The organism is Streptomyces sp. NPDC004667 (genome assembly GCF_040609475.1).
Taxonomy (GTDB): Bacteria; Actinomycetota; Actinomycetes; order Streptomycetales; family Streptomycetaceae; genus Streptomyces.
Genome location: NZ_JBEXKC010000183.1, coordinates 1 through 5,008, shown reverse-complemented (window position 1 = coordinate 5,008; position 5,008 = coordinate 1). Strand labels below are relative to the sequence as shown.

The window sequence follows — 5,008 nt, the reverse complement described above, 5'->3', positions numbered from 1 at the left end:
CGGGGAGGCGGCCCAGGCCGTGATCGGAGCCCGCGGCACCAACCCGAGGAAGGGGTACAGCCACGGCTGGTCGGACGTCCAGGCGGAGGTCGCGGCCCAGGCCTTCACGATCATGTAACCGGTCTGCGACAGCGTTGTCCTGGAACGAAGACACCGCGTCCCCGTGGCTCACAGCTCCCTCATAGTGATCGAACCAGCACGGGGAAGCCGATACCGCCTCGGCCCCGCAACACCGCTCACCCAAGGGGATTCCATGTCCGCCAACCGTCGCAAGGCCTTCCTCGTCTCCACAGCAGTCGTCTGCGGCGCCCTGCTGATGACGGCCTGCCAGGACACGGACGCGGCCGCCGGCGCGGGCGCGGGCGCGGGCGCCGCGCAGGGTTCCCCGTCCACCGCCGGGGCCGCCGGCGCGGCCACCGTGCCCGGCGCACCGGCAGCGGGCGCCTCCAAGGGGTCCGGCACCGCGGGCAAGGGGACCAAGGACGCTACCGGTGCCGGCACCGGCGGGCGGAAGCCGGCCGGGCAGGTCTGCGGTGCGAACGACATCGCCTGGAGCACCAAGTCCGAGACCCAGGCGGGCGGATACATCCTGATCACCGCGAAGGCCAAGCCCGGGATCACCTGCGTCCTGCCGGCCGCGCTCCCCACGGTGGCGTTCGGTTCCGACGGCACCCAGGCCGGTCCCGCGGAGCAGGCCGTCGGCAAGCAGATCACCCTGAGCGGCAGCACCGCCGCCTACGCCGGGGTGAACCCGAAGAGCACCAAGGCGAACGGCGGCAAAGAACTGGAGAGCATCATCGTCGCCGTCGGTGACCACGACCCGGACCCGGTCTCCCTGCCGGTCGGCACCATCACCGTGGACAAGCCGGTCGTCACCAACTGGCACACCTCCCCGAAGGACGCCGTTCCCGCCGTCTGAGCAGGCCCGCGACGGACATCCGGCCCACGGCCCGGCGTCGCCGGACTGCCAAAACGTTTCAACTGCGCACCAGAAGCCTATATCGGGACATCGTGGTGCGGATTCCAGCCGAGCGAGGCCAAGCCGATTGCGGAGAGTGCCGATCGCCCGGGAATCTCGATGTGCATCCGCGAAGACCTTCGAACGGTCGGTCGCGGTGTGGGCGGCCCCGTGCCCGCGGGCCCGGGGGCGCCCCCCCCCCCCCGGGTTTGCCGGCCCCGCCGGCGGTGGAGGCGGCGGGGCGCGGGAGGATCAGGCGGTGCCGAGCCAGGTGCCCACCGCGTAGGTGACGGCCATGGCGAGCGCGCCGCCCAGCACGTTGCGCAGGACCGCCCGCGGAACCGGCGCCCCGCCCAGCCGGGCGCTGACCACCCCGCACAGCGTGAGCGCCGCCAGCACGGCCGTCACCGTGACCGGCACCCGCCCGGACGGCCCCGGCAGGACGATCGCCAGCAGCGGCAGCACCGCCCCCACCGTGAAGGCCACCAGGCTCGCGAACGCCGCGTGCCACGGGTTCGCCAGCTCGTCCGGCTCGATGCCGAGCTCCACCCGCGCGTGCGCCCGCAGCGCGTCCCGCTCCGTCAGCTGCTCCGCCGCCTCCCGGGCCACCGCGTGGTCCAGGCCCCGCTCCATCAGCATTCCGGTGAGTTCGTCGAGCTCCGCCTCCGGCTCCTCCGCCAGTTCCCGCCGCTCCACCTCCAGCGCCGCCCTCTCGGAGTCCCGCTGCGAGCTCACCGAGACGTACTCCCCCGCCGCCATCGACAGCGCCCCGGCCAGCAGGCCCGCCACCCCCGCCGTCAGGATCGCCGTGCGCGAGGTGGTCGCGCCGGCCACGCCCACGACCAGGCCGGCGGTCGAGATGATCCCGTCGTTGGCACCCAGCACCCCGGCGCGCAGCCAGTTCAGCCGGGTGCTGATGGCGGCACTCTGCGTATCCGTCACGGGACCACTGTCGCGGCCCGCGCCCGCCGGAGCCACCCGGCGTGCGCGCCCCCGGCGCCGGTACCAGGGTGGAGGGGTGAGACGCGGACGGGAGGACCTGGGCAGCCTGCACGGAGCACCGCCACCGCGCTGGGCCCGGCTCGCGCCCGCGGTGGCCCTGGTGGTGCTCTGCTTCATCCAGTGGCTGACGCCCGGAACCGCCGAACTGGGCTACTTCCTGGCCGCCCTGCCCGCCGTGGCCGCCTTCTCCTACGGGGCCGCCGGCACCGCCGCCTTCGCCGTCGTGGTGCTGGTGCTCCTCGGGGTACCCGCGCTCGGCGTCGGGCACGCCCACAGCTCGGACCTGGCGACCGTCGCCACCGTCGGACTGCTCAGCGTGGTGATCGCCGTGGTGCGGCGGCGCCGGGACGCCCAGCTGGTGAGCGTCCGCACGGTCGCCGAGGCCGCCCAGATGGCGGTGCTGCCGCCGGTTCCCGAGCAGGTGGGCACGGTGCGCTGCGCCGCGCTCTACCGGGCGGCCCAGCGCGGCACGCTGGTCGGCGGCGACCTGTACGACGTACGGGCCGGACCGTACGGGGTGCGGGCGGTGGTGGCCGACGTGCAGGGGCACGGGCTGACGGCGGTCGGGACGGTCGTCGCCCTGCTCGGCGCCTTCCGGGAGGCGGTACTGGACGATCCGGAGCTGACGGGGGTCGCGGCCCGGCTGGACCGGCGGCTGACCGAGGACGCCGCGGCGGACTCCACCCCGCAGCCGGAGCTGTTCGCCACGGCGGTGCTGCTGGAGTTCCCGCCCGGACTGGACCTCGTGCGCATCGTGTCCTGCGGGCATCCCCCGGTCCTGCTCCTGCGGGACTTCGAGGTCTCGGAGGTGAAGGCCGAACCAGGACCTCCGCTGGGCCTGGGACTGACCGGGCCGGCCCTCCCGCCGGTGACCGAGCTCCCTCTGCTGCCCGGCGACCGGCTCCTCGCGCACACGGACGGGGTCACCGAGGCCCGCGACGCGGCCGGGTACTTCTACCCCCTGGCCACCCGTCTGCCGGTACTGGCCGCCGACCCCGCGGGCCTGGTCCCGGCGGTGTGGCAGGACCTGCAGGCCTTCACCCGGGGCGGCCCGGGCGACGACGTGGCCCTGCTGATGCTGTCGCCCGAAAGGCGGTTGCCCGGTGGCCCGCCGAGTCCCTAGATTCACCGGACATGCACTGTGCGTAGTCACTCGCTACTTTCTGTAGCGACACCGTCCCGACATCCGTGGGAGTCGCCATGTCCATGCTGCTCATCAGAGGAACCTTCCGCGCGACGGGCTCCAAACCGGACGGCGACACGATCCCCTTCACCCCGGACAACGTGGCCGACTGGAAGCGCGTACCGGGGGACCACCAGGTCCTGCCCAAGGCCGACGGCCACGCCTCCATCCGGCTGGAGGCCATCGACGCGCTGGAAACCCACTACGGCGACGACGAATCCGGGGTGCAGCACCAGCCCCTGGACCTGGCCCACCGGGCCGCGGACGAGCTGCTGACCTGGCTCGGCTTCACCCAGTTCGTCCGCGACGACCGGGAAACCATCACCAGCACCACCCCCGAGACCGTGCCCGGCTTCATCCTCACCGGCGGCGCCGACATCTTCGGCCGGTGCGTGGCCCTGGTCGGCCGCAGGATCCCGCCCGCCTTCAACGGCTACGAGATCGAGGTCGACGAGAGGCAGCTGAGGAACACCGCCAACCACCACCTGGTCAGCCTCGGCCTGGCCTACCCGACCTTCTACACCGGCTTCCCCGAGCCCCTGCGCGCCTCCCTCACCCTCGCGGCGCAGGCGGCGAAGAGCTCCACCCCCAAGAAGGGCGTGTGGGACCGGGACCGGACGACAGACGGGGCCGAGGTCACCGGGATGTCCTCCCTCACGGCCGACACCGGGGCGGTGATCCTCCCGAAGCTGTTCCGGCGGCTGAAGGACTACCTGGACCTCGCCCCGGCGGCCCCCACCCTCGGCTGCTTCCGCGCCTACCTCGCCGGGGCCGCGGACCGGTTCTACCTCCAGGGACAGCCGGAGCCGCTCACCGGACTGCACCACATCGTCGAGATCGACGCCGCAGGGCAGACCCTGAAGATGACCCACCCGGTCGAGGACATCACCTTCGACGAGAAGTGAGCGGCCCGGCCGGTCCGCCGGAGCGGAGAGCCGGGGCGGAGAGCCCCGGCGGACCGGTGGGCTGTCACATCAGCTGTGGGCGGTGATGAAGGCCCGGACCATCCTGCAGGTGAGATTGGACGGCCGGTGGATACCCACCCGCACCGCCATCGTCCGTATCTTGCGGTTGGTGGCGCGCTTGGCGTCGTACGTCCCCGTGTCGAGCAGGGAAATCGCCAGCCGCATCGCCTTCAGGCGGCGGTTGTGGCTCTCGTACCACTCGCGGGGCAGGCCCGCCGGCAGCGGCTTCTTCTTGGGCATCACAATGATCGCGGCAGCGGCCATCTACAGCCTCCCAAACAGTAGTTGGCTTCCTGTCGTGCTCCCTCGATTTTACCGGGGGACACTGACAAAAGCCCCTGGCCAGACGGAGTCTGACTACCCTGATGCGCATGGAGATCTGGATCAATCCCGCCTGCTCGAAGTGCCGCAGCGCGCTGACCCTGCTGGACGCGGAGGGCGCCGAGTACACCGTGCGCCGGTACCTGGAGGACGTACCGTCCGAGGCCGAGATCCGCGAGGTGCTGGAACGCCTCGGCCTGGAGCCCTGGGACATCACGCGCACCTCCGACCCCCTCGCGAAGGAGACCGGCGTACGCGACCTGCCGCGCGAGGCAACGGAACCGGCCCGGCAGGCCTGGATCGCCCACCTGGCGACCCACCCGAAGCTCATCCAGCGCCCGATCATCACCGCCGAGGACGGCACGGCCCTGATCGCCCGCTCCGACGAAGCCGTCCACGAGGCCCTGTCGCGCAGGGGGTGAGGGGGCGGTCGGTCGGGGTCGGGGGGTGGCGGGACTCACGCTGGCCCGGATCAGGGAGGGTATGGGGGTTTCCCGTCAGTCTCACTGTCCTTCCGTGGCGGGCCGGGCTGTCAAGGGCGCTCCCTTCGGTCGCGTCGCTTCGCGATGGCCTTCGGCC

At 72.6% G+C, this 5,008-nt stretch carries 6 protein-coding genes; 4 read left to right on the top strand and 2 right to left on the bottom strand.

The features are described 5' to 3' along the window. Window positions 1-253: 253 nt before the first annotated feature. Complete coding sequence (locus ABZW32_RS38715; RefSeq protein WP_356225465.1) at window positions 254-919, top strand: hypothetical protein; 666 nt, start codon at window positions 254-256, stop codon at window positions 917-919. A gap of 291 nt (window positions 920-1,210) precedes the next feature. On the opposite strand, the gene ABZW32_RS38710 is transcribed toward ABZW32_RS38715, so the two are convergent. After that, on the bottom strand, window positions 1,211-1,900 hold the full coding sequence (locus ABZW32_RS38710) for a VIT family protein (RefSeq protein WP_356225463.1): 690 nt from the start codon (window positions 1,898-1,900) through the stop codon (window positions 1,211-1,213). Window positions 1,901-1,976: 76 nt separating this feature from the next. Here ABZW32_RS38710 and ABZW32_RS38705 point away from each other — a divergent pair, with 76 nt between their 5' ends. After that, the gene (locus ABZW32_RS38705) at window positions 1,977-3,083 is read left to right on the top strand and encodes a PP2C family protein-serine/threonine phosphatase (protein ID WP_356225461.1); all 1,107 of its coding nucleotides are present in this window, start codon (window positions 1,977-1,979) and stop codon (window positions 3,081-3,083) included. A 77-nt stretch (window positions 3,084-3,160) separates the two neighbouring features. Further along, window positions 3,161-4,048 carry a nuclease gene (locus tag ABZW32_RS38700; protein WP_356225459.1) on the top strand — a complete coding sequence of 296 codons (888 nt, stop codon included), beginning with the start codon at window positions 3,161-3,163 and terminating at the stop codon, window positions 4,046-4,048. Between the two features lie 69 nt (window positions 4,049-4,117). Here ABZW32_RS38700 and ABZW32_RS38695 read toward each other — a convergent pair whose 3' ends face one another. Continuing rightward, window positions 4,118-4,372: a hypothetical protein gene (locus ABZW32_RS38695; RefSeq protein WP_030233041.1), complete on the bottom strand. Its 255-nt coding sequence runs from the start codon at window positions 4,370-4,372 to the stop codon at window positions 4,118-4,120. Window positions 4,373-4,479: 107 nt separating this feature from the next. Here ABZW32_RS38695 and ABZW32_RS38690 point away from each other — a divergent pair, with 107 nt between their 5' ends. Beyond that, entirely contained in the window at window positions 4,480-4,851 is a 372-nt protein-coding gene (locus ABZW32_RS38690) for an ArsC/Spx/MgsR family protein (protein ID WP_356225457.1), read from the top strand. Window positions 4,852-5,008 lie beyond the last annotated feature (157 nt).